Annotated in this window: 13 protein-coding genes; 7 read left to right on the top strand and 6 right to left on the bottom strand. The window is 53.5% G+C overall.

The annotated features are described in order from the left end of the window. Window positions 1–35 precede the first annotated feature (35 nt). Both Q31b_RS17305 and Q31b_RS17300 read left to right on the top strand, forming a co-directional pair. Entirely contained in the window at window positions 36–2,963 is a 2,928-nt protein-coding gene (locus tag Q31b_RS17305; RefSeq protein ID WP_146600890.1) for a Gldg family protein, read from the top strand. An 18-nt stretch (window positions 2,964–2,981) separates the two neighbouring features. Continuing rightward, window positions 2,982–5,201, top strand: a complete 2,220-nt coding sequence (locus Q31b_RS17300; protein ID WP_146600889.1) for a DUF4340 domain-containing protein — start codon at window positions 2,982–2,984, stop codon at window positions 5,199–5,201. A 10-nt stretch (window positions 5,202–5,211) separates the two neighbouring features. On the opposite strand, the gene surE is transcribed toward Q31b_RS17300, so the two are convergent. Beyond that, the gene (gene surE, locus Q31b_RS17295) at window positions 5,212–5,973 is read right to left on the bottom strand and encodes a 5'/3'-nucleotidase SurE (RefSeq protein ID WP_146600888.1); all 762 of its coding nucleotides are present in this window, start codon (window positions 5,971–5,973) and stop codon (window positions 5,212–5,214) included. A gap of 206 nt (window positions 5,974–6,179) precedes the next feature. Between surE and guaA the strand changes: the two genes are divergently transcribed. Together guaA and ettA are read left to right on the top strand one after the other, a co-directional pair. Beyond that, a complete protein-coding gene (guaA, locus tag Q31b_RS17290) occupies window positions 6,180–7,748 on the top strand; it encodes a glutamine-hydrolyzing GMP synthase (protein WP_146600887.1) in 1,569 nt (522 codons plus the stop codon). 86 nt (window positions 7,749–7,834) lie between these two features. After that, window positions 7,835–9,508 carry an energy-dependent translational throttle protein EttA gene (gene ettA / locus Q31b_RS17285; RefSeq protein WP_146600886.1) on the top strand — a complete coding sequence of 558 codons (1,674 nt, stop codon included), beginning with the start codon at window positions 7,835–7,837 and terminating at the stop codon, window positions 9,506–9,508. Between the two features lie 26 nt (window positions 9,509–9,534). On the opposite strand, the gene Q31b_RS28390 is transcribed toward ettA, so the two are convergent. Further along, complete coding sequence (locus Q31b_RS28390; RefSeq protein WP_197171713.1) at window positions 9,535–9,879, bottom strand: hypothetical protein; 345 nt, start codon at window positions 9,877–9,879, stop codon at window positions 9,535–9,537. A gap of 190 nt (window positions 9,880–10,069) precedes the next feature. Here Q31b_RS28390 and Q31b_RS17275 point away from each other — a divergent pair, with 190 nt between their 5' ends. Further along, window positions 10,070–14,182: a hypothetical protein gene (locus tag Q31b_RS17275; RefSeq protein WP_146600884.1), complete on the top strand. Its 4,113-nt coding sequence runs from the start codon at window positions 10,070–10,072 to the stop codon at window positions 14,180–14,182. Between the two features lie 335 nt (window positions 14,183–14,517). Here Q31b_RS17275 and lpdA read toward each other — a convergent pair whose 3' ends face one another. The 3 genes from lpdA to Q31b_RS17260 form a co-directional block, all read right to left on the bottom strand. Beyond that, window positions 14,518–15,960, bottom strand: a complete 1,443-nt coding sequence (gene lpdA / locus Q31b_RS17270; RefSeq protein WP_146600883.1) for a dihydrolipoyl dehydrogenase — start codon at window positions 15,958–15,960, stop codon at window positions 14,518–14,520. A gap of 222 nt (window positions 15,961–16,182) precedes the next feature. Beyond that, window positions 16,183–16,791, bottom strand: coding sequence for a 30S ribosomal protein S4 (gene rpsD, locus Q31b_RS17265; RefSeq protein ID WP_146600882.1), 609 nt, complete (start codon window positions 16,789–16,791; stop codon window positions 16,183–16,185). Window positions 16,792–17,491: 700 nt separating this feature from the next. Next, window positions 17,492–18,685, bottom strand: coding sequence for a DUF1559 domain-containing protein (locus tag Q31b_RS17260; protein WP_146600881.1), 1,194 nt, complete (start codon window positions 18,683–18,685; stop codon window positions 17,492–17,494). Window positions 18,686–19,132: 447 nt separating this feature from the next. Between Q31b_RS17260 and Q31b_RS17255 the strand changes: the two genes are divergently transcribed. Both Q31b_RS17255 and Q31b_RS17250 read left to right on the top strand, forming a co-directional pair. Then, entirely contained in the window at window positions 19,133–22,528 is a 3,396-nt protein-coding gene (locus Q31b_RS17255; protein WP_146600880.1) for a protein kinase domain-containing protein, read from the top strand. Further along, the gene (locus tag Q31b_RS17250; RefSeq protein ID WP_146600879.1) at window positions 22,500–23,543 is read left to right on the top strand and encodes a DUF1559 domain-containing protein; all 1,044 of its coding nucleotides are present in this window, start codon (window positions 22,500–22,502) and stop codon (window positions 23,541–23,543) included. Before Q31b_RS17255 ends, Q31b_RS17250 begins: the two co-directional genes overlap by 29 nt. A gap of 138 nt (window positions 23,544–23,681) precedes the next feature. On the opposite strand, the gene Q31b_RS17245 is transcribed toward Q31b_RS17250, so the two are convergent. Further along, window positions 23,682–24,332 (bottom strand): hypothetical protein, encoded by a 651-nt coding sequence (locus Q31b_RS17245; protein ID WP_146600878.1) that lies wholly within the window; start codon window positions 24,330–24,332, stop codon window positions 23,682–23,684. Window positions 24,333–24,522 lie beyond the last annotated feature (190 nt).

Genomic DNA, 24,522 nt, shown 5'->3' with positions numbered 1-24,522 from the left:
TCTTCTTACTTCTTACTTACAACAAATTCAAAACCATGACGCTCAATAACGTCACCTCCGCGATCCTCAGTCTCGTCGTCCGCGATTTGATACTGCTATTGGTCTTGCTTGCCGTCGTCACACTGTTGGCCGGAACCAAGAAGGTTGCCTACGCGGTCCTCAAACGCAACTTTGTCGGCTATTTCGGCAACCCGACGGGATACGTGTTTTTGTGTATCTTTGTGTTTCTGACTTCGGTTGCTGCGTTTTGGCCCTACGAGTTCTTTAACCAAAACCTGGCCACACTTGATCAACTCAACTATTGGTTCCCGTTGATCATGCTGGTCTTCATCCCTGCGATCACGATGAGTATTTGGGCGGAGGAAAAACGGCAAGGCACCGACGAATTGCTACTCACGCTGCCCGCGGATGACTTCGACATTGTGATCGGCAAATACATGGCCGCCGCCTCGATCTTCACCGCTTCGTTGCTGTTTAGCCAACTCAGTACGTTTGTAACCTTGGCAATTTTGACGGAAGGTGCGGTTGACACAGGGCTGATTTTCACGACTTACCTCGGTTACTGGTTCGTTGGTTTGGCAATGATCGCAATCGGCATGATCGCGTCGTTCTTGACGGGAAACTTGACGGTCGGATTTATTCTTGGAGCCCTTTTCAATGCACCGCTCGCGTTCGCATCGCTGGCCGATTCGATCAGCCCCAACCAAAAAATTGCACAATGGCTGGCCGCCAGCGGGATTGCTCGCCCGTTTGACGATTTTGGTCGCGGCGTGATTAGTTTGTCATCGGTCGGCTATTTTTTGCTTGTTGCGGGTGTTGCTTTGTACGCGTCAATGGTGCTGATCGGACGCCGGCATTGGACGGGTGGCAAGGATGGAAACACGATGGCTTGGCACTACATTGCTCGAGTGCTAGCACTTGTCGCCATTACCGCAGGTGCCGTGACGCTATTTCGCAATAAAGATGTGGTCCGCTACGACGCGACCGAAGGCAAGGTCAGTTCGCTCGCCGATGCGACGAAAAGTTTGATCCGCAATCTGGATTCCGACCGTCCGATTGTGATCGACGCGTTCATCAGTTCCGATGTGCCGGAGTTGTATGCACGGACTCGCTACGAATTGGTCAACCTATTGAAGGAGTTCCGCAGCGAGGCGGCAAAGCAAGAGCGAACGATCAAGGTCAATCTTTACGACAACATTGAACTGTTTAGTGAAGAAGCCGCGTTGGCAGCCGAGCGATTTGGTATCGAACCGGTCGAACGGATGGTGCGTGAAAAGGGGTCGTTTCAACGCAAACGGTTGATTATGGGGGCCGCATTCCGATCAGGACTCGAAAAGGTGACGGTGCCGATCTTCGAATACGGCATTCCCGTCGAATACGAGCTGGTTCGCTCGATCAATACGGTTGCCGAAGGGTCGCGGAAACGGGTCGGCATTGTTGCTACCGACGCTCGATTGATGGGCGGAACCGTGATGCAGATGATGTCGATGCAGCAGGTCGAAAAGCATCCGTTAATTGACGAATTGGCAAAACAGTATGACGTCGAGGAAGTCGACCTGAGCGGCCCCGTCGCACCGGGTATGTACGATGCACTGCTAGCCGTCCAGCCTTCGTCACTAGCGCCCGATCAGTTCGGTCGACTCGTCGATGCTGTCAAAGCAGGCGTTCCAGTCGCTATCTTCGAAGATCCCATTCCGTTTGTGAACGCTTATGTAACACCAACGGGACAACCCAAACAATCGCCTGGCTCAATGTTCGGCGGTGGTGGTCCGCAACCCAAAGGCGACATTCGCGAATTATGGGAAGCTTTGGAAATCGAGTCGCCTGGAAGAGCAGCGATGCAAGGCATGTATTCGCCTGACTTGGTTTGGCAACAATACAATCCCTATCCGAACTTGGAAATGAACATCAACGATTTGTGGGTGTTCGTGAAAGACGATGCACCAGGCGTCAAAAAAGGGGAAGCGCTTAGCGACCAACACCCGATCACGTCCAAACTTCGAGAGGTCTTGGCACTTTATACCGGTGCCGTTCGGGCGACTGGATCCACCACGCTCAAGCACACTCCGCTGCTGAAAACGGGTTCGATGAGCGGGTTGATCTCGATGGACAAAGTCACTCGGATTCTTCAGGGCCAATCGACACTGGAACGAGAAATCGACTCGGTTAGTCCTGGTTTGACGATAGCGATGGCGATTGAAGGTGAATCGCTGAGCGGCAGCAAGGCATTAGCCGAAGACGAGGAGAAGGACGACGCGACTGCGGAATCCGATGATGCAGGCGACGGCAAAGAGTCGGCCATGGCACCTGTCAAAGCGGTCTATGTCGCTGACATGGATATGATGCTCCCTGTTTTCTTGCAGATTCGAGCGGACCCTGAACAGGCTGCGGAAATGCGGTTCCAATTCCAAAACGTGACGTTCCTGCTCAATGCGATCGATTGGTTAACGGGTGAAACGGAATTCATTGAGGTTCGCAAGCATGAACCGATCTTTGCCAGTCTGAAGATGATCGATGCGGTCAAGGAAGAAGCGAGTAGCGAGGTTCGCAAGAAGAGCAAAGCGTTCCAAGATGAATCCGATGCGACCGTTCGCGAAGCCCAAGAAAAAATGGATGCGGGACTCAAATCGCTACGTGAAGAACTCGAGAAGCTCCAGAAGGAAGGAGCCGATGGCCGGATATCCCGAGCGGAGATTCAAGCCAAGGTTCAAGAGTTCCAAACCAGGCAAGAACGGGAACAGCGAATGCTTGATGTCAAGCAAACCAAGACGGAACGCGAGATGCAAAAGAACATTCGCGAAATCCAACGTGTTGCGGATCAGAAAGTGACCGCGATTCAAAACCAAGTGAAAGCCGCAGCCGTTGTGCTGCCGTGTATTCCGCCACTGATCGTCGGTGTGATTGTCTTCGCCAGCCGTCGGCTGCGTGAACGTGAAAATATCAGCAAGAGCCGTTTGAAATAATTTACGAGAGAAAAGACTGTGACTGAAGGATTGAAAACCGGATTGTTCTGGGCCGCTGCTGTCGTGGTGCTTGGCATCGCAACCATTGTCGCATGGCCTGCTGCAAACGAAAGTGAAACCACACCCATTATCGGCAAGCCATTGTTTGCCGAGTTCAAAGACCCGTTATCGGCCGCCAGTTTGAAGATCGTCACGTTTGACGAACTTCAAGGGACATTGGCCTCGTTCGAAGTCCGCAAGGACCGGCAAACCGGGGCCTGGACCATTCCATCACGCAAGGGCTACCCAGCCGACGCAGTGGACCAGATGAAGGGTGCCGCCAACGCATTGGTTGATCTGAAAGTTTTGGATATTCAAACCGAAAATGCGGAGGATCATGACGAACTCGGTGTCGTCGAACCGGCCCTGGAAGCTCTGCAGATCGGTGACGAAGGTGTCGGTCGCTTGGTGACACTCAAAGACGAGTCGCAAAACGATTTAGCCTCGATCATCATCGGTGACAAAGTCAAGGACGATCCGTCGAAAGTGTATGTTCGGCGACCTGGGCAAGATCCCGTGTATGTCGTCTCGCTCGATGAAACACCATTGACAACTCGGTTCCAAGATTGGATCGAAGAGGACCTGCTAAAACTTAGCAGCATCGAAGTCGACAGTATGGAAATCAAGGACTACAGCGCCATCCTGGGACAAGGTGGACAAATTGCCTTGAATCGTAATTACACGGCCGATGTCGAAATGGACGGATCGCAATGGAAGCTGAAACAGCTAAGCGAGTTTGATCCAAACAATCCGTTGGCCGACCCGACAACGGTGCAACTCGGTTTAGATGAAGAACTTAATTCCGATAAACTGAACGAAATCAAAGATGCGCTCGATGATCTGAAGATCGTCGATGTGCTCCGCAAACCCGAAGGGATGAGCGCAAACCTACGCGCCGACAAAGAGCTGACCTCCGATAACGACGCCGTTGAATCGCTGATGCGACGCGGATTCTATCCCGTGCAAACATCCGAAAACGGTGATGTCGAAGTCTTGTCGGCGAATGGTGAATTAACCGTTTCCCTCAAGGATGGCGTAAAATACGTCTTGCGTTTCGGAAACATCGAAGGGGTCACCAATGAGGATGAAAATGCGGATCAGGATGATGATGAAGAGTCAACGGTCGGAGGCGTGAATCGTTTCTTGTTGGTCACCACGCAAGTCGACCAGTCAAAATTTCCTGTGCCCGACTTGATGGAAGTCCCGCAAACCCTCGAAGACCTCGAAGCACTGCTTGGCGAAGGCGAAGCGGAAAAGGAAGGCGAAGCGGAAAAGGAAGGCGAAGCGGAAAAGACAGAGCAATCGGAAACGTCTGAGCAAGAGGGACCCGCTAGTGAAGAATCGACCAGCGAAGAATCGACCAGTGAAGAGTCGACCAGTGAAGAGTCGACCAGCGAAGAGAATGCTGAAGAGAGTATGGAATTCGTCGAAGACGCACCCGTCGTAGCTACACCCGAAGAGGTAGAGGCCACACCTGAAGCAGAATCTGCGGTGGCGCCCGAATCAGGAGAATCCGAGCTTGAAGGAAGTGGCGAAATGACCGGCCAAGGCCAAGCTCAAGTGGATACGGACGAAGTGGAAACGGAAGCCGCCGGTACGGACGAAGTGGAAACGGAAGCCGTTGATACGGACGAGGTTGATACGGAAGCCGCTGGTACGGACGAAGTGGAAACAGAAGCCGTTGATACGGAAGTCGTTGATACGGAAGTCGTTGATACGGATGAGGTGACGGAGGTCGACGGGCAGGTTGCCGATTCCGAACCGATGGACGCTGCCGAGCAAGAATTGGGCTCCGAATCCGCATCCGAGTTGGAATCGGAAGCCGCCCCCGAAGGCGAGCCCGAGTTGAATGCGGCCGACGATTCAGCGTCAGCTGACGACGAACCGTTGACGGAGGAAGAAAAGCTTGAGCGTTTGCAGAGCGAGCAGGAGAAGATCACGAAGGAGAATCAGCGGAAATTGGACCAGCGGAACGACAATTTAGAAGCTGCCCGCCGTAAGGTTCGTGAATTGAATGCTCGGTTTGCTGATTGGTATTATGTCATTCCCGAGGACACGTACCGCAAACTTCGTATTCGTCGTGAAGAGTTGATCCGCCCGGCAGGCAGCGAAGAAGCGGGGCAGCCTGGAATGCCGCCCGGAATGCAAGGCGGGGGAGCGATGCCGCAATTCAACTTCGGCCCTCCCCCCGGCCCGTAGAGACGGTAGGCTATACCTCTAATTCCCAATCTTCCATGATTTCGACGAGCGATTCGTCCGTGAGGTCAAAATGGAGAGGGGATAGGGTGACGTTACCGCGGCGAAGTTCGGTAATGTCGCTACGTCCGGCGGGCGCTTTTTCGGGTTCGGCCCACAGCGCCCAATAATAGGGGCGTCCGCCGGGGTCTTCGCGTTTTTCGTATTTCCGTCCGTACTGAGCCAGCGCCATTGGCACGATCGATAATTTCGCTGGCGACAGGGTGGCGGCGGTAGGAACGTTCAAATTAAACAGCTTGCCTCTCGCTTGCGGTTTCTTGATCAGACCGCCGATCACGTTGCGAGCGATCACCGCAGCGGATTGGAAGTCGGCGGCAGGATCGTATTCGAGCGACACCGCAACGCTAGTGACTCCAAAGAAGGCGCCTTCGATTGCTGCGGCGACGGTACCGCTATAAAGCACATTGATGCCGGCATTCAGCCCGCTGTTGATGCCGCTAACGACCAGATCGATCGGATCATCTTTAAACAATTCTGCGATCGCCAATTTCACCGAATCGGCTGGCGACCCGGCGACGGCCCAAGCCCAATGCCGTCCATCGCGACGGATCGATTTGCAAGTCAGCGGCGAAAGATAGGTAATCGAATGGCCTACACCGCTCTGTTCGGTTGCTGGAGCGACCACAAAGACTTCGCCCAGATGCCGAAGCTGATGCTCGAGTGCCGCCAATCCAGGTGCGAAAACGCCGTCGTCGTTGGATAACAGTATTCTCATCGTTCGCTTTCCGTTTGAAATTTTCGGTTGGAGGGTGCTCCAAATGAGTTATTCAGAATCACAACCCCTTGGGGAATAATCGGTCATTTTCTACACTTCACCATTCAATCCTGCGACACCACGAACGTTTTTTTATTTTAAACAGCAATGTTTCGCGTCGAAGGTGTTCTTAACAGGCGGCAACTTGCCCATTTTTAGACAAAGCTATGGCCGAATCAATCGTTACCGAAAACCTGACCGATCAACGCATTGTCGTCCTGGACTTTGGGTCGCAGTATGCCCAATTGATTGCCCGGCGAGTTCGTGAACAGAACGTTTACTGTCAAATTTTACGCCACGACTTGTCGGCTGACCGCATCGCCGAACTGAATCCAAAGGGGATTATTTTGTCGGGCGGGCCGTCGAGCGTTTACGAAGAGGGTGCGCCGCGTTGTGATCCGGAGCTGTTCCGCTTAGGCATTCCCGTCCTGGGGATTTGTTATGGGATGCAGTTAGCTTGCGAAGCCCTGGGAGGCAAGGTCGACAATACGCCGAGTCGCGAATATGGTCCAGCAAAGTGCACGATCAGCGACAACGACGTGCTGTTTCGCGGGCTGCCCGAGAACATTGACGTATGGATGAGTCACGGTGACCAAGTCTCATCGGTATCGGATGTGTTCAAGCCGTTGGCGTCGACCAAGACGTGTCCCTTCGCTGCGATCTCGCACCGCGAATTGCCGATCTATGCGATGCAGTTCCATCCCGAAGTGACTCATACACCGCTAGGCGGTCAAATTCTTCGCAACTTTGTTTTGGAGGTCTGCGGCTGCGAGGGGACTTGGCAGCTCGGCGATTTTGCTCAAGCTGCGATCGAGCAGATCCGCGAACGGGTCGGTAAATCGCGTGTCATTTGTGGGCTCAGCGGCGGTGTTGATTCCTCCGTCGTCGCCGCACTGCTCTACAAAGCAATCGGGCCGCAATTGTCATGTATCCTGGTGGACAATGGATTGCTTCGAAAGGACGAACAGGTAACGGTCATCCAGGAATTTAGCAGCCACTTCAAAACCGATTTGCATGTCGTTCAAGCGGAGGACCGGTTCCTTGATACACTCGAAGGCATTAGCGAACCGCAAGAGAAGCGGCGACGGATCGGCCACGCGTTCATCGAGTGTTTTAAGCAGGAAGCCCTCAAAATTGAAGACGCTCGCTTTCTCGCTCAAGGCACTTTGTACCCGGATGTGATCGAAAGTGGGGCCGACCCGGACGGTCCCGCAGCAACGATCAAGTTGCACCACAACGTTGGCGGTTTGCCGGAGGAACTCGGGTTTGAACTAATCGAGCCGCTACGCGATCTGTTTAAAGACGAAGTCCGACGCCTGGGACTCGAATTGGGACTGCCCGAATCGCTGGTTTGGCGGCACCCGTTCCCAGGTCCCGGTTTGGCGGTTCGTTGTTTGGGCGAAGTGACCCGAGAAAAATTGAAGGTGCTGCGAGAAGCGGATTCGATCGTGGTCAGTGAGATCGTTGCTGCTGGTTTGTATCGTGAAACCAGTCAATCGTTCGCTGTTCTGTTACCCGTCCAAAGTGTTGGTGTGATGGGCGATGCTCGAACCTACGACAATGCGATTGCCATCCGCAGCGTCAAGACGGATGACTTCATGACAGCCGATTGGAGCCGTTTGCCGTACGACTTGTTGGCGCGAATCAGCACACGAATCATCAACGAAGTAGCGGGGATCAACCGCGTTTGTTACGACATCAGCAGCAAGCCACCGGCAACGATTGAGTGGGAATGAGCGGGAGCAAGCTTTGCGTTTCTCCAGCCTCCATCGATCAACGATTTCACTTTTACAACTCACCCTTCCAACTTTACTCTTCCTAAATGTCGCGACAGTATATCTACCAAGTTGAGAATCTGACCAAAAAGCATGGCCAAAAGGTCATTCTTGAAGACGTTTGTTTGGCGTTTTATCCAGGTGCCAAAATCGGTGTGCTTGGCCCCAATGGTGCTGGTAAATCGACGCTTCTGCGAATTATGGCGGGCACCGACAAAGAGTTCGACGGAACCGCTCGATTGTCGAACGGTTTTTCGGTGGGCTATTTAGAACAAGAACCACCGCTCGATCCAACAAAAACGGTTTTTGAAAACGTACAAGAAGCGGTTTCCGAGCGGCGACAGGTAGTCGACCGCTACAACGAAATCAGTATGAAGCTTGGCGATGTCACCGATGAGGAGGAAATGACCAAGCTATGCGATGAGATGGCGAGGTTGCAAGATGTTATCGATGCCGCCGATTTGTGGGAACTCGATCGTCAGGTGGAGGTTTCAATGGCGGTTATGAATCTGCCGCCGGGCGATGCTGATGTCACCAAGTTGTCAGGTGGTGAACGTCGCCGCGTCGCGCTTTGCCAATTGCTGATCCGGCAACCCGATCTGCTATTGCTCGACGAACCGACCAACCACTTGGATGCGGAGTCGGTTTCATGGCTCGAACAGCATTTGGCTCGCTACGCCGGGACCGTTGTCGCCGTCACGCACGACCGCTATTTCCTCGACAATGTCGCCCAGTGGATCTTGGAAATCGATCGAGGCAAAGGAATTCCGTTCGAAGGAAACTATACCGCTTGGCTTGAGGCACGCGAGAAGCGGATCCATATCGAACAACGCCAAGCCAAGGCGCGTGAACGAACGTTGGCTCGCGAATTGGAATGGATTCGCATGAGTCCGAAGGCTCGTCAAGCAAAGAGCAAAGCTCGTATCAAATCGTACGAAGAAATGTCCGCTCAGTCGTTTGAAGATCGGCCTGATGAGTTGGAAATACAGATTCCATCGGGTCGGCACCTTGGTGACTTGGTCATTGAAGGCAAGAATATCCATAAAGCGTTCGGTGACAATGTGTTGATGGATGATTTGTCGTTTCGATTGCCGGCTGGTGGCATCATCGGTGTGATCGGACCGAACGGTGCGGGCAAAACGACGCTGTTCCGAATGATTACCGGCCAAGACAAACCGGATTCGGGGACGATTCGGATCGGTGACACTGTTGACTTGGGGTACGTCGATCAAAGCCGCGATTCGCTCGACCCAGAAAAAACGGTCTTTCAGGAGATCAGCGGCGGTACCGAAACGATCGTGATGGGCGGACGCAACATTGCCGCTCGCGCTTACGTCGCCCGCTTCAACTTCAAGGGACCCGATCAAGAAAAGAAGGTTGGCAAATTGTCAGGCGGTGAACGCAATCGGGTCCACCTAGCCAAACTGCTTCGCCAAGGGTGTAATGTTTTGCTCCTTGACGAACCGACCAATGACTTGGACGTTGATACGCTGCGGGCGCTCGAAGAAGCGATCGCGAACTTCGCAGGTTGTGTCGTCGTGACCAGCCATGACCGTTGGTTCCTCGATCGCTTGGCGACACACATTTTAGCATTCGAAGGCGATGGAAAACTCGTTTGGTGCGAAGGCAACTTCGATACCTACGATCGCAACCTTCGCGAGCGAATGGGCGATGATCCCGACGAAGCAAAACGAACGCGATACAAGAGCATTCATGCCTAGGAGAACGGATGGAAATTCGTCCTAGCTCAAACTTTACTCCACTTTTTACTTAAACTCAATTCAAGAAGATTTGAAGGAAAAATCATGACGACAATACGAACGGGTGCCACCGAGAAGTACGCCGATAATTTTGACCGGATTTTTGGCAGCAAGACAGCAAAAAAGAAGACCTCAAAAAAGTCCGTAAAGAAAGCGGCAAAGAAGTCAGCGAAGAAAGCTAAGGCCAAGAGGCCTGCGGAAAAAAAGAAAGTCTCGAAAAAGGCGGCTACAAAGAAGGTCGCCGCAAAGAAAGCCGTTAAAAAATCGGTGAAGAAAGCCGTCAAGAAAGCCGTCAAGAAATCCGTCAAGAAAGCGGTCAAAAAATCGAGCAAGAAAAAAGCCTCTGGCGTGAAAGGGAAGAAGAAAAAATCCTAGGATCGTTTTAAATAACGCCAGCGTGTTGTTAGCGTTGCGGATCTTGTTAAAGATCCTTTGACATGGGGGCCTTGAACAAGACCCTCTACCGCCTTGCCATTTGGGCACCAACCCTCACCCCACCACCTTGTACCAATTTACCGTTTGATGTCATACGCTATGCCTCCCGATAACATCAGCGATTCGCTGCGACGATTGGCAGGTTATCTGAACTTTTCGTCGGGAAGTGGCGGGCCGTTGGTCTTCGCTGCTTGGAACGAGATCTTCGACAAAGCGGCGGGGGGGGACCCGCTGGCTGGCCCAGCGGCATGGTTGGTATTGAAGGATTGGATGATCGAAACGCTGGAGCGTCTTCACCGCGAACAAGACGCGTTTAGTGACATCGGGCAAGCGACTCGAATGGTCAAGTTGCTGTGGAGTGATCTGCTACCCGCCTATCTTGATTACCACCGTGACCTCCTGTTTCATCAAGCTCCTGAAGTTCTCTTCAACGGCTTTTTTCTTGGAAGGGCTGCTGAAACCATCTTGGAAATTGGGTTTTCTGGTTCAGATGACTCCATTGTCCAAGAGTCGATCCTGCGGTTGAACGACTATGTAGGCTATCGTCCGGTTGCCGTTTTAGAGAACCGCCGCTGTCAGCCCTATCCGCACGAATTCGTTCGTCCCATTCCGCTTTATATTCCTGGTGCCGGTGTATCGAGCGGTCGATACCGCAAAATGATCGAACTAGCGATTGAGGTTCTTGGGCAAACCGACCCCGATATTCTGCGGGCTGCATCGTTCAATCTCGATCGAATGCAGGAACTGTCGCTCGATCCGCGTGCCTTTGACTTCGATCATCCGGTCAACCGTCGGCCTAATTACCACTTTGGTGGTTGGGATACACGTTCGATCGACGATGACGGCTACTATGATCGTTTCGTGCTTCGCCAAGTCACGCTCGATGCACTGCTAAGCCGTGTGGAGGAACCGAGCGAACACCCGGTCAGCGAGTTGTTGACCGAAGCGGCCACCGTGTTGGCAGGCACCATTTTGATGGCGTCGGGGATCAGTGGTTGGGGGCCGAACGCGTACACTAGCGACGTGACGCTGGGCACTCTGATGAAGCCAATTGCAATCTACCGAGATGCATTCTACGAAGACCAGATGACTGGTTTGTCCGGGGCTCATGCGGAGCGATTGGAAAAAGAGCAACAGATGCGGCGGCAACCGTTTGGGGCCGTTCGGCAACACTTGAATGCCGCTTTGGCGGAGCGTCGAGCCGCACAGGTGCAGCACGTTCAATTGGCTCGCTTGTATGCGCGAATGGGTTACCCCGACGCGGCGACTCGACAAGTCGATGCGGTGCCAGCAACCTCCGCACGGATGTTGTGCCGAATCGATTGTGAAATCACACTTGGCCTTCGCGATCTTCGCAGCGGCAACCCTGAAGCGGCACTGAAAGTGCCCGCGGAGGTTTTTGACCTGATCAAACGATCGATCCAATGCGGAGCATTGATCGATCCTTGGGACATCCTCGGCTTTGGCGGCAATTTCAGTCTCTACCCTAGCCCCGATTGCTCGGTCCATGACGGTCGCGTCGACGATTTGCTTTACTTGATCGAACAATTGTTCGGTTACATGGCCAAGGCCTGGAGCGAAGCGGCGGCTCGCGACGATGAGGCTGCTTATAGGCAAATGGAACATCAGTACAGCGAAATCGCCGAGTGGTGGCGTCAATTTGCGGCTCACACCATCGATTCAATCGATGCCGTTGATCCACTCGAATCGTATGATTCCGCCAAATTGGTGGCTCGTGCTTTGCGGTTATGGCACGAAGGAGGTGCCGCAGCGGGCGATGTCGCGTTTTGGGCACCGCACGCCGATCTGTTCGATTCGCCGCGAGCCTACGCGCTGGTCATATCGGCATTGCTAGACCGTAACGACTTTACCCCAGCGATGGCACTGCTTGTCCATTGGCTCGGCAATGCCAACGAAATCGGGCTTCGGTCGGGTGGCAGTTCGCTACCGAGGCTTGCCGAACGATGGCTGCTTCGACTTCGCGCCACCCTCGATCATGGCGACGAGGAAACCTACACGCAACCAGCCATGCAGCAGACCGTTGGCAGGGACACCCAAAGGATCTGGCCGCTTGTCCGTAAATTTTTTGACTTTCTCGAAGCCAATGCGGAAGAGTTTTGGTCGGCTCCCGATTTCAATTTGGATCAAGCTCCTCACTCCAAAAAGAAACGCGATTGGGATCGGGAATTGACACTCGCCGATGAAGGCGGCGACGATGATGACGAGGGTCTGTTCGATGCAGCCTATGAGGACATGACCTACCGCGATACGACCGACGATGGTAACGAAGGCGCGGTTTTCGAGTTTGGTGACGACGCGAGCCACGATGAATTGGAAACCGAGTCAAAACGACTTGTCGATCATTTAAGTTTTCTGCAGTCGCTTTCGCGGATGTGGGCTGTGGCTGCCGATATCGCGGAGATGGACGAATCCACCGATGACTTAGACGGTCGGTTGCAGGCCCTCGAAGGTTGGGCAGGCCGGGCCCGCGAAAACCGTATCGGGCTATTGGAACTGCTCGATGCCGTCCGCCGCTACAAGATTTCTCCAGCCGGTAGCGACAAGGATTCCATGCGAAGCTACGATCGCCGTCGTGTGTTGCGTGATTCGCTCATGGAACGCATCATTGGCACGGCGGTCGAAATGTCGGATTCGCGGCGTTTGATTTGTGGAACGCTATTGGCGCTTCCGACCAGCACGTGGAATTTGATCGATGCGAACGAAGAAATGGCAGAGGACGATGTCCAAGCCGTGAAAATGTTTGCCGCACTGATCTCCGGCAACACGAAAAAGGTACGGCAACAGTTTCCGCCATTCTTAGACGCACTGAGTGACAAAAGTCTGCTCTACATTCCGTTGTCACGCGGCGGCGATCCGGTCAAAATCTATGTCGCGCGACTGCGGCAACGCGTGCTACGTCACTTACTACTTTGGCTACCCCGTCGTGGGCTCGTTGCCGAAGCGTGCCGGCTTATGGAAACCGCGCGGTTGATGGAACAGAATAATCCGATCGGAATCGGCGCCGTTACCGAGTTCGATGGTCTGTTCCAAGTCGGTTTTCGCTCTCTCGTTGCATCGATCGTCGAATCAACTCGTAAGAGCGTCGAAGAATCGACCAGTGGATTGCTCGACGAAAAATCGTTCGCTGAAGTGCTGATCCCGCTACTCGAACGAGTTACCGAGACAATGCTGGGCAGTTGGTTAGCGCATAGCCAAACGCTGCGTCTTTCGCCTCTCGAAACCGTTTCGGACCCGAAAAAGTGGACCCAGTTGGTCGGCTTTATCAAACAGTATGGCGACCCGATATTCACTCAGGTGTTTTTGCAACTCGGCAACGTCCGAGCAATACTGCACCAGGGGGTCGCTCCCTGGTTAGAGCGAGTGCTGCAGGAAGGCGACGACCAATTTTCAAAAACCCGATTGTACGAGGATTTGGAGATTGGAAAACTTGACATCAATGAAGCTCAGCGTTGGATCACGTTGGTTTATGAAGCTTTGATCGATCATCACAGCGAATACCAAGATTACAACAGTACGACCACTCAAAGTGATCGCGGCGATTTGGTCTACATGTTTCTGGATTTCCTGCGGTTGCGAGTTCGTTATGAACGAATTGCCTGGAACTTGAAGCCCGTGATGTGGGCACACGAGGTGCTGGTGCGAAGTGGTTTCGAAGCAGCAGCGTTGATGTGGCGGCGAAGTTTGAGCGAACGGATCGGTGCCGAAGCCGATTTGTATGTCGAGAAAGTTCGCAAGATGCAAAAGGACTATGCAATGCGAATGCCGACGGTAGCCGACCGGATCTTGGAACGCTTTGTGCAGCCGATGACAATCGATCGAATGCGCGCACTGGTCGGACCCGCGATGCGAGATGCTGAAATCAATCCCGTGGCTCCAGAATCGCAATCCGTGTCCAAGACAATGACGAAGCCAAACTCGAAAGCATCGAAACCGTTTCAATTGCTTGAAGCAGAGGCCGAGCTTTTGACGCGGCACCCCAGTGGTGTGGGACTCGACGTGCCCGCTTGGCTTGATGCTCTTGAGGAAGAGGTCGAACAATTAGCGAAGCGACGAGCGAGTAGCGAGATCGATCCGCAGTCATTGATCACCATTCCGATTGTTGCATTGTCAGTCGATGAATTGAACAATCAATTGACGCTCGCCAGAAGCCAAGGTCGTCGCCTGCCCCACATGCGTTAGGCTCTCCGTATCCCCTCGGCGTCATCGAGTCCATAATGCAGCAAGTCAAAATACGCTGAAGGCGTTACAGCCATTAGCCGGTGGTCGAGCGCAGCGAAAACCACCGGAAAACGGAGGGATTGATGAATCAACCCACTGATTCCTCGGAGGAGCCGGAGAATTAGAGCCATGCGGGGAAAATGGCCACCAATTCGCTCGGCTGCTTGCACTGAATTGTCGCTCTGCTATCCGAGCGGAAAGCGTATTCGCATGGGGGGGGTGGCAAAAGTTGAACCAAGCCAATCGCTGGACGCGTTCCGCTCGGCGAGCCGAACGACACTCGCGGCGAAGCCGCCTTAAGATCCCTTACCCACTTTTTTTCGCGGTTTGTAGATTTCAGTGGCCGTTCCAAAGTAGACTTCACCCGCATTCATCAAGGTTTCGCTGAGCGTTGGGTGCGGGTGAATCGAATCGGTAATGTCGTGCATTTCACAACCCATTTCAATCGCTAGAACCGCCTCGGCAATCAACTCACCTGCGCCTGTGCCAACGATGCCGCACCCAATCACTCGGTGAGATTCAGGGTCCACCAACCATTTCGTCAAACCATCGGTGATGCCAAGTGCTTGTGCTCGACCGCTGGCAGCCCAAGGATATGCTTCGACCTGATAGGCACGACCGGCCTTCTTAGCCTCTTCCTCGGTGAAACCTGCCCAGGCGATTTCGGGGTCGGTAAACACAACCGCTGGGATGGCGACCTTATCAAATTGGCTCGATTTGCCTGAGATCACTTCCGCTGCTACGCGACCTTCGTGGGTCGCTTTGTGGGCCAACATGGGATCGCCCGCGACATCGCCAATCACAAAGATATGAGGATCAGCCGTTCGCTGCTGGCTATCGCACTCGACGAAGCCGCGATCGGTTATGACGACGGAGGTGTTTTCCAAACCTAACCCCCGCGTCACAGGCCGGCGCCCGATACTTACCAACACGCGGTCATAGCGATCGTGACCAAAATGGTTCGGTCCTTCGAACGTCACTTCAATCTGGTCGTCCACTTCGGTGAGTGAGCCGACCTTGGTTCCTGTCAACACTCGGCCTTCGCACAGTTTATCAATTCGTTTTGCCAACGGTTTGACGAGGTCGGCATCGGCACCCGGGAGCAAACGATCTGCCATTTCGACGACCGTACACTTTGATCCGAAACCGGCGTACACGTTTAGCATTTCCAAACCGATGTAGCCGCCGCCAATAATCAGCAGCGATTTGGGAACGTCGGGTAGCGCAAGCGCCCCGGTGCTGTCCATCACTCGGTCGCTACCGATGTTGAAAGCAGGCGGGATCGCTGGAACACTTCCGGTGGCTAAGATGCAGTGATCAAAGGTGATCTGTCCACCTTCGGGAATCGATTCGTGGTCGCCTTCCAGTTTAAGCGTGGTCGAATCGATGAACGAACCACGGGCCTGGATGATGGTCACATTGCGGCGTTTGGCCAATTGCCCGAGACCGCCGGTTAGCGTCGTGATGACTTGATCTTTTCGTTCACGAACCTTGTCGATGCTGATGTTGGGACGATCACCGTAATCAACTCCCCAATCTTGCCGCAGCTCTTCAACCTCGCTGATGATCTTCGAGACGTGAAGCAACGCTTTACTTGGAATACAACCACGAAGCAGACAGGTACCGCCAAGTCTCGGCTCGGCTTCAACGATCGTGACGTCGAGACCTTCATCGGCTGCCAAAAACGCTGCGGCGTAGCCACCTGGGCCGCCGCCAAGAACAACAAGTGGAGAATGCATCGTGAGGCTATTCTAGTTGGAAAGGGGACGTAGACGAGTCTCTCCGAGACTCGGAAAACTTAGCGTCATGAAGAGACGCTGATACGTGAGACTCGGGGAACTCAACGTCTTGGAAAGACGCTGCTACTAAACTCAACGTCTTGGAAAGACGCTGCTACTAAACTCAGCGTCTTGGAAAGACGCTGCTACTATACTTAGCGTCTTGGAAAGACGCTGCTACTTTTAGCGAGACAAGAATTCGACAACGCTGTTTCCGTCGACTGGCAAACTGATGTCGCTCGGAGCGGGCAGCCCCAAAACGGTTGCCTTCAAGTTTTCGCTGTCAAAGGTGACCCAGTCGAGCGAATCGGGGGAGGCATTGGCAATCACGCCGCGATACAAATTTTTCAAATTTTCGCGTCCGCGAACTTCGACGATGTCGCCAGCCCGAAGAAGAAAACTTGGCTTCGTGACTTTCACGCCATTGACGCGGAAATGACCGTGCGCGATGCCTTGACGAGCTTGCGGGCGAGTTTTCGTAAACCCTGCACGGCGAACCACATTGTCCAAACGACGCTCACACATCAAAAGAAGTAGCTCTGCGGTATTACCTTGCTTGCGGCCAACCGCGTCAAAGTAACGGCGTAGTTGTCGTTCCCCCAAGCCGTAATAGTGCTTGATTTTTTGCTTCTCCATCAACGCCAACCCGTAATTACTTGGGCGACGACCACGGACGTGCATTCCGGGTGGTGTCGGGCGACGGTCAAGCGCTCGCGCCGCACCCGCCGTCTCGTAAATCAAAGTCCCTAAACGGCGGTTAATGCGAGCTTTCGGTCCAGTATAACGGGCCATATCTGTTTTTCCTTTTCCGCAGCATGAAGGCTACGAACAAGAGCTACTAGTCGTGTGATCCACAAAAACAACCAAGTTTCGATAATTGGTAGGTCTACCTGTCGGCTACATTGCCGACCGATTGGTCACACATCGAATTTTTGAGAGCACAGAGTGTCGTATTAAAAGCGTTTTTTTGCAAGAGGGTTAAGCTGTTTTCAGAAATCCAGCTGATGGCAAGTGGCTGCGTGCCCCTAGCTGGCAAACTAGTAAACTTATTGCTCCATTGCTAGGAAAGACACCGCTAGTAAAGACACCGCCCCGCCCCCCTCCTTGCACGCACACCACGAGTCTCCGAGGGTCCGACCATTTTCGCAGCCCTCCGGTTGGGAACAATCCTTTCAATCCCGACCATTCCATCTCGATGAAATTCGTCGCTGACTCCACTCGGGTGGCATGACTGCCGCCATTCCCAGCTCTGCCGTTTCCGTTTCCGTTTCCGTTTCTGAAGCAGACCTCGTTATCAGTCCGCCGGGGAGGAGGCGTCAGGTCTGCGTCGTAAAGATGCCTCGACCCAGCCTACGCGTGCTCCCGCATTCGTCACCCAACCTATCGCCGTCTCGTGAATTGCCCTTTTGTATTACTGGGATGCGCGCAAAAAAAAGCGGTCGAGCAACAGAGTTGTTCGACCGCTCGTAGCAGTTTTACCAAGAGGCAATGACTAGAATTCTTCGCTGATCGTTTCTTTCGATGCTCTCGTTCCTAGCGAACCCCACAACCCGTAAGGGCTGCGTGAACCAGGAGCCGAAGTCAAAGTTCCACCCGTACGCACCATTGCGCTGGTCGTGCTGTCGGCTGTTCGAGAAGTCCCCGCTTCGATCGAATCGGTAATGAACTTGACCGCTCCGTCACCCATCAGGATATGGCATCCACCCTGGTGACGACTACTTGCGGTTGCGACCACTTCTTTCGCTTGGTCGGGAGCCCCAAGCGTGGAAGAATCACCATTACAGAGTTCTGAATTAGGTGGCAGGATTGTCATCACACCCGTATACATTGGACCGGAATCGGCCCAGCGGAAACCGCGGGCAAACCCCGAACCACCTTGGGGGGTCACACCCCAAAAACGAGGACGTGTCGGATCTGCGTTAGGAAGGCAAGCACTCGGATTCAAATACACGGTCTCATCGGCAACTTCAACACTTCGCGTTGAGACGCTGTTGTCGCCAAGATCGGTCGCGATTTCGCCGACACAAATCGTGTTGGCAAGACCGTCAAGAATATCGCGAAAACGGCTGGTTTCGCGAGGCGTGAAAAAGCCGCGACATGCTGCACGAGCCTGTTGTGCATCCGTCGTCGTCCTAACAAGCAGCTCGTTCTTTGTTCCCAACCACGATCGAACGATCGAATCGCCGAGCGAAGCGGCAATGTTGGTTCGCCCGAGAGCGGGCAAGCCATCCCCCGGATCGCTCGGGCAACGCAGCGCCGGAATGTTAGCTCCCCAAGGGCCATAGTTGGTGTTTTCAGGGGTTGGCCCCATCGCTGGAAAACCGTTGTTGACCTGAGGGTTACTGATTTGCTCCCACAACGCTTGTTGTTCGAAGAACGGCAACAAACCAACCAACATGCTGAGACGTTGGTTGTTTCCAAGAGCGGTATCTTCCCAAGCGGCGGTTGCCCCGACGGCTAAGCCAGTACCGCCACCTTGAACGGGAAGCTGGCTATAAGCGGAATGGTAATTGTGGATCGCCAGCCCAATTTGCTTGAAATTGTTACTGCAACTCATTCGGCGGGCAGCCTCGCGTGCCGCTTGGACGGCTGGCAAAAGCAAGCCCACCAATACACCGATAATGGCGATCACGACGAGTAACTCAACAAGGGTGAAAGCTCGACGTACAGACGGATTTCTATTCATAGAAGGGTTCCAAGTGGGGGGAAATGATTGACCAGCACGCGAAACGGTGCAGGTCAAAAATTTAGAAACGACTTATTGCGTTCAACGAATACGCAAGGCTCTTTGAATTCTAGTTTCAGATGCGTTTAAACGGTCGATTGAACCGACAAATCATGGCCGTTTAACGGTAGATCTGCAAGGCACTGGAGGCTCGTTCATCAAGCAGCATCATTCTAAGAAGCACGTTCGATGCAAGGTAGTGGGAAAACAAAAGATTTGGAGAGAAAAGGAAAAGTAGGATAGCGTCGCTCGGATTGACCAATCCTTAAATCGTTGAAACATACTAAAGACTTTCCCAAATCCGAAAAGGATTTCCCCTTTTTCGTCCGTGCGTTATACTAGGCTGCGACGAAATGCCATACGCGCTTGCATTGAATTGCGTCGCTTCCACTTTTATGTCAGGTTCTCATGAGTGATGACTACAACGCATCCAAACATGAATTGCGGCCGGGGGGTTCGTTCCTACTGCCCGTCGACGATTGTTCTGCGTCGGTCACTTTGAAATCGACACATCGGAACAACCAGAGAACGCACATCGAGTCGACTCGCTTTGCAGCTCCTGCTTTCGAGCCGGTTGCCGATCGTTGCATTGATCAATTCCGATTGATTCGCGAACTCGGATGCGGGGGATTTGGACGCGTATGGTTGGCGCTTGATGAACGGCTTGGGCGACAAGTTGCGATTAAGTTTCCTCATCAACGATTGGGGCTCGATTCCAAAGGTACGCGTCGATTCAAGCGAGAAGCGAAAATCACTGCGAAGTTGAATCATCCCAATTTGATTCCCATTCTCGACGCGGTGTTAGATGCCAATAAAGCCTACATCGTCAGTGAGTATTGCCCTGGCCCGACGTTATCTCAGTGGTCTCGAGGACGCGGTTATTTTATGGAAGCGGCACACGCGATCTGCATTGTGTCACAAATTGCCAAGGGGCTTCAAGCGGCTCACCATCTAGGTCTGATCCATCGTGACATCAAACCATCGAACATCATCATCAGCGATCCTGAAAGCGAGTACCCAACAGCCCGACTCATCGATTTTGGAATGGCGCGTTGGATGAGCGACGTCAGCGACTTTACGGACACCCAAAGCGGTACGTTAGTTGGTAGCGTTCCCTACATGTCACCTGAACAAGCAGCAGGGCGAATCAACGACCATGGCCCGCATTCCGATGTCTATTCGTTAGGGGTTGTTTTGTATGAACTCCTAACCGGCGTCTCTCCCTTTTCGGCTTCCTGCCAGGTGCAATCCTTGCATCGAGTTCTCAATCATCAACCACCATCGGCCGCAAGTTTACGCCCTCAGTTGACGAAAGATCTCAGTGCCGTTTGCCAACGGTGCTTAGAAAAAGAACCACGCCGTCGGTATCGAGACGCAGGTGAATTGTTGAATGAGCTTGAGCGTGTGCGACGGAAGCAACCAACCATTGCGCGGCCTGTGGGGTGTGTGGGGCGGACCCTTCGGTGGAGTCAGCGGAATCCGTTTGTTGCGGGTCTAGGTTTGCTTGCCACCATCGCGATGATTTTCGGCTGTGTTAGCTTGACACTCTATGCCGTCACTCAAGGGCGTTATGCACGTACGAGTGAACTGCAAGCGGCGCGTCTGCGATCCGTTCTCGGTGAAGCGGAATTAGCACGACAACGCCGGAGGCAAACAAGTTACGAAACCGATGTTTCCCTTGCATTCTTGATGTTTAACTCGGGTCGCTATGCGGACGCCCGACGCTTGCTCGACCGCCAAATCCCAGCCGCCCCGCACACGGATCCACTAGCGGACCTCCGACGTTTAGAGTGGGCACTCCTCGATAGGCAAGTCCGAACTCGCTACGAACGCTGGGGACGACACGATGGACCCGCCCGCGAAATTACGGTATTAGCGGACCGTGAACGGGCGGCCAGTATCGGAGACGACGGAGCGATTCGCTTCTGGGATATCCAAAATGGCTGCTGTGTTTCCCGGCTTGACCAATTTGATGACCAAGCTTCCGCTATCGCTTCGATGCCCGATGGACGATTGGCTGTCCCCGGACCGCTGTGGCCGTTCGGATCCCGAAGCACGATTTTGATCGATGCTCAATCGGGTGCCACCACCCATGCCTTGCACATGCATCCGACAACGATCGAAACGATACGTGTCAGCAAGGATGGAAAAATCATCGCATCGGGGTGCCGATATGACGGCATCAAGGTTTGGTCCACCGAGAAAAAACGAGCTGTCTACGTTCCGACGGTCCATCGCTGCGAAAGCTTTGGCTTGACCCCAGACGGTCGCTACCTGATCACCGGGAATTTGAACACCCAAACATTGGCCGTCTACGACACGGATTCAGGCAATGTCGTTGATAAAGCAGACCTGCCAAATATCGTCCCGATCGTTCAATGTGCCAATTCACACAACTGGGCTGCCTACACCATCCGAAATCGCAAGGGTTTCGGACTGGTCGGTATAGAGCGGGCGGTAAGCGAGTCCAGCAGAGCACAGTCAAGCAGAGCACAGTCCAGCAGAAACAAGTCAGAAAAGCTAGTCATGTCCGACTGGATCGATACCGACTGCGAGCCGATTGCATTTGCGTTTTCACCGCAAGATGAATGCATGGCGGTCGCCGATTCTCGTGTTGGCATACGGTGGTATCGCTTGCAAGAGAACCAAGACTCGCCTCTCTCGTGTGTTCATTCAACGGGGGCCGTTGCCGTTTCGCAAAGCCGGTTAACGAATGTCGCATTCTTGAACAGCGATGATGTTGTAACAACGTCTCTTGACGGATCGGTCGAACGATTTTCGCCAGGCCTTTCGCAGAGGATGCCGCGAGGACAAGACTACTTTGACATCTTTCCGCAACCACCGTCCATTGTCGGCGGAGTACTCTTGAATGAGTGCCAAAGCGAGGTGTTCGTGCTAGGGACCGACCGGAACTTATGGCATGCAAAATTCCCCTCCAATTCGACGCGACATGCATCTTCGTCAATGACAACTAAACTCGGCTACCGGTCGGTTTGGAAAAGCGATGCGCCACTGGCTACCGCAGCGATTTCCCCCGACGACTCCACCCTTGCCATCGTCGACCGGGACGAACGATTGCACTGGCTATCCGATTGGCGAACCGGAACTCCCAAGGTCCAAGTACTGCAATTGCCTGTCTGCGGTGGGGATTCCCAATTTGATATGTGTGAGTTCTCTGCTTCAGGTCGCTATCTGGGAATGGCAGGCTCCTCCGATCACACGCTTGTCTTCGATCAGTTGCGTTCGCATTTGGAACCGATAATTGTGCGAACGCCAAGTTCAAAGGTAAAGTGCATTGCATTTTCTAGGGATGAACGCTACTTCGCATCAGCAGGTGGGCACGGGATTGAGATCGTCGATCTTGAATCAAACGAGCCATTGTATTGGAACGAAAAACTGGGGATGCCCCTTTGTCTAGAATTCACCCCCGATGGCAATACGTTGGCCGTCGGATGGGAAGACGGGTCCGTCTCGCTGCTGACATTAAGTAATCGCGAACATCAATTTCTTTACAATCCGATGATACCGCAGCACTACGAGCCCGGACGTCCAGTCAAAATTGAGTTTGTCAATTCCGATCGAATGCTGATGATTAGCGATAATGGATTGATCCAGTTTTGGGATTGCAATACCCGTCTCGCGATTGGATGCCTTCCACTTTCGGACCAACCGAGTAGCGAATGCAATCAGGTTAGCATTCGCGACCATGGCAACCGAGTTGTTTTTGCGGGTCAACAGGATGGCCATTCGTTTATTCTTCGATGGTCCCTTTCCGATGAGAAATTCAATGTCGAATATCAATAGTGCCTCGAAGCGACGACCGAATTCCAATCCTAACTCAACCCGCTTAGCATTTACGTTGGTCGAATTGTTAGTGGTCATCGCGATCATTGGCGTGTTGGTGGGCTTGCTATTGCCAGCCGTTCAAGCCGCGCGAGATTCAGCTCGTCGCATGAGTTGCAGCAACCAGATGCACCAAATGGGTCTGGGGATTTCAAATTACCATTCTGCCTTCAACGAACTGCCTTTGGCGTGGTGGTTCGAAACGCCACCCGATGCTTTCAATGGGAAACCATGGAGCGTTGCGCTATTGCCATTCATCGAACAACAATCGTTGTACGAACGCTACGACCATAGCACTTTGGCGATGGATCAAACCAGTGCTGATAATGTGGAACTCATCGGCCACACGATCGCTACCTATCAATGCCCCTCATCGCCGGGGGCACCCGAAAGCAGACGCTACATGTTTGATGCGAGGCCGATCGGATTGCCGTTTACCGCGACCTCGATTGCGGCAAGCGACTACTGCCCGACGACGGGCGTCAAAGGAGTCTATGCGACCTACGCGTATGGTCCAATCATGCACAACGATCGAACAGGAGCCATGCAGGTCAAAAGTGAGATGTTTGGCGGCAACCAAAAAGGGACCTTCGCGGGGATTCTCGATGGATTGTCGCACACGCTATTGATCGGTGAACGAACGGGCGGCCCCGATGTCTATAACGCAGGCCGCCTCGACCCTGTCGCAACCACATTTTTGAGAGGAACCGAAGGGGGCGGTTGGGGAGATCCGATCAACGGTGAGCATTGGTTGCAAGGATCGCTGCGAACGGGTGCGACTTGGCCGCCGCAAGGAGGCCCTTGTGCGATCAACTGTACGAATGCGAGAGGTTTTGGATTCCACAGTTTTCACGCTGGAGGCTCACACTTCTTGTTTGCCGATGGGGCGGTGCGTTTCTTTACGCCAAGTGTGTCCCCGATCGTGTTGGCAGCACTTATCACCCGAAGAGGCCGCGAGGTGATCGAGGAACATTAGGCAAATTCCGATCATCCTGTTTAACCGTGCAGGTAACGCCTCACGCGTTTTGCAATGCAAAGCGCGCGGCCCGCTGGGTACGCGGCTAACGAAAAAGAAAATGCGTCCCAACGCGCCGGATGAGCTGGCCGATTCCTTTTATCGCTGCGTGCCGTTTACGCTACCACCATTCGCTTGCTGAACATGCGCTGGTTCTGCCTGTTCCGAACCAGCGAGTAGCTTGGCCATTTCGTCGCCATTTTCGAAATCGATCACGATCGGCGGTTGCCCTGGATTCATCTCCATTGCCAAGCCACTGATTCGCCAGCCCGCTTGCTCGCGGTGAACGGCCCAGACCACCTCGTATTGGCCAAGACTCCCGTCGCTGTTCGGTTCCGTCCAAATGCTTTGCACCAGCATCGAGCCAGGTTCGTTGGGGATGGCTGCAGCTTGGCGGACGTCAAAGCGAGCGTCCGGTGTCCCAATCGGCTGGACCGTCCGGCCAATTCGTTTCAGCTCCGCTTGAGCTCGCTGTGTCAACAACTGGCCCGCATCGGTCGTCTCGCCACCCCTTCGGACGCGATCAAGAAATTGCGAGACGACATCCGATGGCGAAGGCGTGTTGGCAACGTCGGCGGATTCAGGCGTTGCCTGAGCCATCGACTTGGCGTCAACACGGGCCGGATTTGGCGTGGTCGAAGGTTCCGAATTGCAGCCAACGAAACAGAGTCCGAAGGCAACGCAAATTGCTGGGAGCCGAAGAAAACGAGGCGATTTCCGAGAAAATACGGACGGTTGAAGCTTTGACATATTCTTATGGAACGTGGTAAAGGGCCTGCTTGGATGAACGCCAGTACGAATGGTTCGTCCTAACGATGTTGCACGTGGAAATAGGAAGTTTTGGACGACCAAGTCAAGATCACTCGAAACAGATGCGGAAATCTGTACCGTGTCGCAAAAAACTAGCCGGTGGTGGATTGACATTCCTTGAAAAAGTGGA

It is taken from the genome of Novipirellula aureliae (genome assembly GCF_007860185.1).
GTDB lineage: Bacteria > Planctomycetota > Planctomycetia > Pirellulales > Pirellulaceae > Novipirellula_A > Novipirellula_A aureliae.
Note: the sequence above shows the minus strand (reverse complement) of the source record. Positions and strands in the feature narration are given on the sequence as shown.

Coding starts and splice junctions, on each gene's coding strand:
- Q31b_RS17305 (WP_146600890.1), top strand. CDS start 36: ATGACGCTCAATAACGTCACCTCCGCGATCCTCAGTCTCGTCGTCCGC.
- surE (WP_146600888.1), bottom strand. CDS start 5,973: ATGAGAATACTGTTATCCAACGACGACGGCGTTTTCGCACCTGGATTG.
- guaA (WP_146600887.1), top strand. CDS start 6,180: ATGGCCGAATCAATCGTTACCGAAAACCTGACCGATCAACGCATTGTC.
- ettA (WP_146600886.1), top strand. CDS start 7,835: ATGTCGCGACAGTATATCTACCAAGTTGAGAATCTGACCAAAAAGCAT.
- Q31b_RS17275 (WP_146600884.1), top strand. CDS start 10,070: ATGTCATACGCTATGCCTCCCGATAACATCAGCGATTCGCTGCGACGA.
- lpdA (WP_146600883.1), bottom strand. CDS start 15,960: ATGCATTCTCCACTTGTTGTTCTTGGCGGCGGCCCAGGTGGCTACGCC.
- rpsD (WP_146600882.1), bottom strand. CDS start 16,791: ATGGCCCGTTATACTGGACCGAAAGCTCGCATTAACCGCCGTTTAGGG.
- Q31b_RS17260 (WP_146600881.1), bottom strand. CDS start 18,685: ATGAATAGAAATCCGTCTGTACGTCGAGCTTTCACCCTTGTTGAGTTA.
- Q31b_RS17255 (WP_146600880.1), top strand. CDS start 19,133: ATGAGTGATGACTACAACGCATCCAAACATGAATTGCGGCCGGGGGGT.
- Q31b_RS17250 (WP_146600879.1), top strand. CDS start 22,500: ATGAGAAATTCAATGTCGAATATCAATAGTGCCTCGAAGCGACGACCG.
- Q31b_RS17245 (WP_146600878.1), bottom strand. CDS start 24,332: ATGTCAAAGCTTCAACCGTCCGTATTTTCTCGGAAATCGCCTCGTTTT.